The organism is Stappia stellulata DSM 5886 (genome assembly GCF_000423705.1).
Classification (GTDB): Bacteria; Pseudomonadota; Alphaproteobacteria; order Rhizobiales; family Stappiaceae; genus Stappia; species Stappia stellulata.
Genome location: NZ_AUIM01000003.1, coordinates 1 through 1,511, shown reverse-complemented (window position 1 = coordinate 1,511; position 1,511 = coordinate 1). Strand labels below are relative to the sequence as shown.

1 protein-coding gene is annotated in these 1,511 nt (G+C 59.2%); it reads left to right on the top strand.

Annotation, left to right across the window (positions count from 1 at the left end; translation table 11 throughout):
- Positions 1–85: 85 nt before the first annotated feature.
- Positions 86–1,437 (top strand): IS3 family transposase gene (locus G572_RS0100075; RefSeq protein ID WP_156884424.1). Its coding sequence is split into 2 segments (ribosomal slippage): positions 86–421 and positions 424–1,437, totalling 1,350 coding nucleotides; the frame shifts between segments, so codons are not numbered across the junction.
- Positions 1,438–1,511 lie beyond the last annotated feature (74 nt).

Sequence of the window (1,511 nt, the reverse complement as noted above, 5' to 3'; positions counted from 1 at the left end):
TGTTCCCCGTCAGCGCCTATGGCACAGATTTGAGGTTGTGATTTAAGGAGGGTTTGGGCTTCGTCGTAGTGACGAAGGAACGAAGATGAAGCCCAAATCCTCCAACGCAAAATCACCTGCCGAGCGGGTGGTAAAGGACATCCGCCGCAAGACCCGTCGGCATTTTTCCGCTGAAGACAAGATCAGGATCGTGCTCGACGGGCTGCGCGGTGATGACTCCGTTGCCGAGTTGTGCCGCCGTGAAGGGATCGCACAGAGCCTGTATTACACCTGGTCCAAGGAGTTCGTGGAAGCCGGCAAGCGCAGGCTTGCTGGCGATACAGCCCGTGCTGCTACCGCGGACGAGGTGAAGGACCTGCGCCGCGAGGCCCGCGATCTGAAGGAGTGTGTGGCCGATCTCACCCTGGAAAACCGTCTGCTCAAAAAAAGCATGACCGGGCTTGGGGGAGACGACGAATGAGATACCCGGCGTCCGAGAAGCTGGAGATCATCCGTATCGTCGAGCAATCGCACCTGCCCGCCAAGCGCACGCTGGACCAGCTCGGCGTTGCTCGCCGGACCTTCTACCGCTGGTATGATCGTTACCTTGAAGGTGGCCCCGAGGCGCTGGCAGACCGACCATCCGCGCCGAGCCGGGTGTGGAACCGCATCGGCGAGGATGTCCAGCAGCAGATCGTCGAGATGGCGCTGGAGCAAACCGAGCTATCCCCGCGAGAACTGGCGGTGCGCTTCACCGACGAGAAGCGCTACTTCGTGTCCGAAGCTACGGTTTACCGGCTGCTCAAGGCTCATGATCTGATCACCAGCCCGGCCTACACCGTGATCAAGGCGGCAGATGCGTTCCACACACAAACCTCCCGCCCCAATGAGATGTGGCAGACCGATTTTACCTACTTCAAGATCATCGGGTGGGGCTGGGTCTATCTGTCCACCGTGCTGGACGACTTCTCGCGCTACATCATTGCATGGAAGCTCTGCACCACCATGCGAGCCGAGGACGTCACCGACACGCAGGACATGGCGCTGGCAGTCTCAGGCTGCGACCATGCCAACGTGCTGCACAGGCCTCGCTTGCTCAGCGATAATGGCCCCAGCTACATCGCCGGAGAACTGGCCGAATACATCGAGACCAACAAGATGAGCCACGTTCGCGGCGCGCCCTTCCATCCGCAAACCCAAGGCAAGATCGAACGCTGGCATCAGACGCTCAAGAACCGTGTGCTGTTGCAGAACTACTTCCTGCCAGGCGATCTCGAACAGCAAATCGAAGCGTTCGTCGAACACTACAACCATCAGCGTTACCACGAGAGCCTCGACAACGTCACACCCGCCGATGCCTACTTCGGCAGGGCAGCAGCCATCATCAAGCGAAGAGAAAGGATCAAGCGAAAGACACTCGAACATCGGCGCTTGCAACACCGCAAGCTCGCCGCCTAAACATCAAACCGAGACGAGGCCCACACTCCGCAAACTTACGCCGCAAGTTGTGCCAAATGTTCTGACGACGGACA